Raw genomic sequence first — 4,949 nt, 5'->3', positions numbered from 1 at the left:
AGCCCGTTCACGACCTCGCGGAAGGCCTCCAGCATGCCGTCCATGTGCGGCGAGTGGAACGCGTGACTGACCGTCAGGCGCTTGGACTTGCGGTCCGCGAAGGACTCGACGATCGCGGTCGCGGCGTCCTCGTCGCCCGCGATCACCACCGCCTGTGGGCCGTTGATCGCGGCGATGCTCACCCGGTCGTTCAGCAGCGGCAGGACCTCGTCCTCGGCGGCCTGCAGCGCGATCATCACGCCACCCGTGGGCAGCGCCTGCATCAACCGGCCGCGAGCCGCCACGAGCGTGCAGGCGTCGTCCAGCGAGAGCACCCCGGCCACATGCGCAGCAGCTATCTCGCCGATGGAGTGACCGGACAGGAAGTCCGGCTTCACACCCCAGCTGTCCAGCAGCCGGAACAGCGCCACCTCGACCGCGAACAGCGCGGGCTGGGTCCATTCCGTCCGGTCGAGCAGGTCCGCGTCGTCACCGAACAGCACGTCCTTCAGCGGCACGTCGAGCCGCTCGCCGACCGCGTGCAGCGCGTCCGCGAACACGGGGTAGGCCTCGTACAGCTCCCGGCCCATACCGAGCCACTGGCTGCCCTGCCCGGTGAAGAGGAAGGCGAGTTTTCCGGAGCTCACGGTGCCCCGCGTCACCGACGCCGAGGGGGCCTCGGTCTCCACGGCCGCGAGGCCGCGCAGCAGCGCGTCCCCGTCCGCCGCCACGACCACCGCGCGGTGCTCGAAGGCCGCGCGCTTGGTGGCGAGCGTGTAGGCCACATTGGCACCGGCCGGCCCCGACGTCTCTTCGAGATGGCCCCGCAGGCCGGCCGCCTGGCCGCGCAGGGCGTCCGCGGACTTCGCCGACAGCACGAAGGGCAGGGCCGAAGCGATGTCCTGCGCGGGCGCCGTCTCCGCCGCGACGACGGCCGGCGCGAGGCCGTCGGGGGCCTGCTCGATGATCGTGTGGGCGTTGGTGCCGCTGATACCGAACGACGACACGGCGGCGCGACGAGGACGTCCCGTCTCCGGCCAGTCCATCCGCTCGGTCAGCAGGGAAACGGCCCCCTCGGACCAGTCCACGTGCGGGGACGGCTCGTCCACGTGCAAGGTCTGGGGCAGCACCCCGTGCCGCAGTGCCATCACCATCTTGATCACGCCCGCGACACCGGCCGCGGCCTGCGTGTGGCCGAAGTTGGACTTCACCGAGCCGAGCCACAGCGGCTGCTCGTCGCTGTGCTCCTGGCCGTACGTCGCCAGCAGCGCCTGCGCCTCGATCGGGTCGCCCAGCGTCGTGCCCGTGCCGTGCGCCTCGACCACGTCGATCTCGCCGGCCGACAGGCGCGCACTTGCGAGGGCGGCACGGATCACGCGCTGCTGCGACGGACCGTTCGGGGCGGTCAGGCCGTTGCTCGCACCGTCCTGATTGACCGCGGAGCCCCGCACCAGCGCCAGCACCGGGTGCCCGTTGCGGCGGGCGTCCGACAGGCGCTCGACGAGCAGCATGCCGACGCCCTCACCCCAGCCCGTACCGTCGGCCGCCGCCGCGAACGGCTTGCAGCGCCCGTCCGCGGACAGACCGCGCTGGATGCTGAACGCCACAAAGGTGCCCGGCGTCGCCATCACGGTCACACCGCCGGCCAGCGCCAGATCGCACTCGCCGTTACGCAGCGCCTGAGCGGCCAGGTGCAGTGACACCAGTGACGACGAGCAGGCCGTGTCGACCGTGACGGCGGGGCCCTCCAGGCCGAAGGTGTACGACACCCGGCCCGAGGCGACGCTGCCCGAACTCGACGTGCCGATGTAGCCCTCGAGGCCTTCCGGCGCGCGGTGCAGCAGAGTGCCGTAGTCGTTGTACATCACGCCCGCGAAGACACCCGTACGGCTGCCGCGCATCGAGGCCGGGTCGATGCCGGCCCGCTCGAACGCCTCCCACGACGTCTCCAGCAGCAGCCGCTGCTGCGGGTCGGTGGCCAGCGCCTCACGCGGCGACATGCCGAAGAACGTCGGGTCGAAGTGGTGCGCGTCGTACAGGAACGCGCCGTTCATGCTGTAGCTCGTGCCCGGGCGGTCGGAGTCCGGGTCGAACAGCTCCGCGAGGTCCCAGCCGCGGTCGTCCGGCATCGCGGAGATGGCGTCCCTGCCCTCCGAGACCAGCTCCCACAGACCCTCGGGAGACCTCACACCGCCGGGGAAGCGGCAGGCCATCGCCACGATCGCGATCGGCTCGTCGTCACGGACGGCGACCGTGGCCGGAGTCGCCGCCGCGTCCTGTGCGCCGAGCAGTTCGGCGCACAGATACCGGGCCAGCGCGGTGGGCCTCGGGTAGTCGAAGACCAGCGTGGCGGGCAGGCGCACACCGGTGGCCGTGCCGAGCCGGTTGCGCAGCTCGACGGCGGTCAGCGAGTTGAAGCCGACCTCGCTGAACGCACGCGCAGGGTCGACCGCCTCCGGGCCGTCGAACCCGAGGACGGAGGCGACTTGGGTGCGGACGAGTTCCAGTGCGGTCGCCTCGCGCTCGGCCACGGGCAGTGTGGCCAGCTGCCGGGCGAGCTTGCCCGCGGAGGCCGATGCGGCCCGGGCCGCACGCCGGTTGGGGACGCGGACCAGACCGCTCAGCAGCGGCGGCAGCATCCCCCCATCGGCGACCTGGGCGCGCAGGGCGGCCAGATCGAGCTTGACGGGCACGAGCGCCGCCGTGGGCGAGGCGGTCGCGGTGTCGAAGAGGGCCAGGCCCTCCTGCTCCGACAGTGCGTTCACACCGCCACGTCCGAGGCGCGACACGTCGTCGGCGTCCAGGTCGCTCGCGAGGCCGCCGTCCCACAGACCCCAGGCCAGTGACGTCGCCGCCAGACCCCGCGACCTGCGGTGCGCCGCCAGCATGTCCAGGAAGACGTTCGCAGCCGCGTAGTTCGCCTGACCGGCGCCGCCGAAGACGCCCGCGGCGGAGGAGAACAGCACGAACGCCGAGAGATCCATGTCCTGCGTCAGCTCGTGCAGGTTCCACGCCGCGTCCACCTTCGGACGCAGCACCGCCGACAGCCGCTGCTGGTCCAGCGACGCGATCACGCCGTCGTCCAGCACGCCCGCCGTGTGCACCACCGCCGACAGCGGCGCCTCCGCCGGGATCGCGTCCAGCGCCCCAGCCAGCGCATCCCGATCGGCCACGTCGCACGCCGCCCACGACACCGACGCACCCAGCCCGGTCAGTTCGCCGCTGAGCTCCGCGGCACCCGGCGCGTCCGCACCCCGCCGGCTCACCAGCAGCAGATTGCGCACCCCGTACTCAGTCACCAAGTGACGCGCGAACAGGCCGCCCAGCAGGCCGCTCGCGCCCGTCACCAGTACCGTGCCGTCGGCGATCGGCCCGCGCTCCGCGCCGTCCGTCCCGGACACGGCGCGGGCCAGCCTGGGTACCCGGATCGCTCCGTCGCGCACCGCGACTTCGGGATCGCCGGAGGCGAGCGCCGACGAAAGTGCCCGTGCGTCCGCTTCGGCATCGCCCTCACCGTCGAGGTCGACCAGACCGAAGCGCCCCGGGTTCTCCGACTGCGCGGCCCGCACCAGGCCCCACACCGGGGCGTGCACCAGATCCGTCACGTCCTCGTCCGGAAGTGCGGCCGTCGCGCCCCGGGTCAGGAACACCAGGCGCGAGCCGGCGAACCGCTCGTCGGCCAGCCACTCCTGCACCAGGCGCAGCGCCCGCCCGGTCTCGGCGTGCACCGCGTCGGGCAGTTCCCGTTCGGCGTCGTCCGTGACGCAGGGGACGACCACCGCCGAGGGGACGGTGTCGCCCTCGGCGAGCGAAGCGCCCAACGCCGCTAGGTCGGCGTACGCCGACTCAGGGCCGAGCGTCGTCCACTCCCCGGCCGCGCCCGCGGTACCGCCGGACGGGACGGGCGTCCACTGCACCTGGAAGAGCGCGTCACCGTGACGGCCGCCGGGTCCCGCGAACTGCTCCGGCGAGAACGTTCTCAGCGCGAGGCTGCGCACGGACGCCACAGGCGCGCCCTCGGCGTCCGCCACCTGCAACGCCACCGCGTCACGGCCCGCGCGCGAGAGCCGCACCCTCAGCTCGGACGCGCCTACGGCGTACACAGCCACACCCGACCACGCGAACGGAAGACGTCCCTGCCGGGTGTCGTCGACGAGGCCACCGACACCGATGGCGTGCAACGCGCCGTCCAGGAGCGCCGGGTGGAGGGCGAACTGCTCGGCGCCCGGCTCGGCCTCGTCCCCGAGGTTCACCTCGGCGAAAACGTCCTCTCCACCGCGCCAGACCCCGCGCAGTCCCTGGAAGAGCGGGCCGTATTCGAAACCGGCCACGGCCAGGGCCTCGTACAGTGCGTCGATCGCGACGGGCTCGGCCCCGGCCGGCGGCCACGCCGCCAGGTCGAACACCGGCTCCTCCGCGTTGTCCGCGAGGACCGCGGTCGCGTGCCGCACCCACGGCTCGTCGTCGGCGGCACGGTCGGCACGCGAGTGGAAGGCGACCGGGCGGCGCCCCGACTCGTCGGGCGCGCCGACGCTGATCTGGAGTTCGACGGCGCCCTCTTCGTGGAGCACCAGCGGGGCTTCCAGGGTCAGGTCCTCGACCAGGCCGCAGTCGACCTGGTCGCCGGCGCGGACGGCCAGTTCGACGAAGGCCGTACCGGGCAGCAGCACCGTGCCGGAGACGGCGTGGTCGGCGAGCCACGGGTGCGTGTCGAGCGACAGCCGGCCGGTGAGGAGCAGTCCCTCGGCGTCGGCAAGCGCGACGGAGGTCGCGAGCAGCGGGTGATCGGCGGAGCGGAGGCCGGCCGAGGCAACGTCCCAGCCGATGGTTCCGGCGTCGAGCCAGTAGTGCTCGCGCTGGAAGGCGTAGGTGGGCAGGTCCACGCGCTGCGCACCGGTCCCGGCGAACACCGCCTGCCAGTCCACGGACGCGCCGTGGACGTAGGCCTCGCCCAGGGAGAGCCAGAACCG

1 protein-coding gene is annotated in these 4,949 nt (G+C 73.2%); it reads right to left on the bottom strand.

Going from position 1 to position 4,949, the window contains the following annotated elements; genetic code table 11:
• Nucleotides 1-4,949: type I polyketide synthase (locus ACP4IX_RS35820; protein WP_426558770.1), on the bottom strand; the 4,949-nt coding region annotated here is incomplete at both ends.

The organism is Streptomyces sp. WG5, assembly GCF_049974565.1.
Taxonomy (GTDB): domain Bacteria; phylum Actinomycetota; class Actinomycetes; order Streptomycetales; family Streptomycetaceae; genus Streptomyces.
This window is presented reverse-complemented; position numbering and strand designations above follow the sequence as displayed.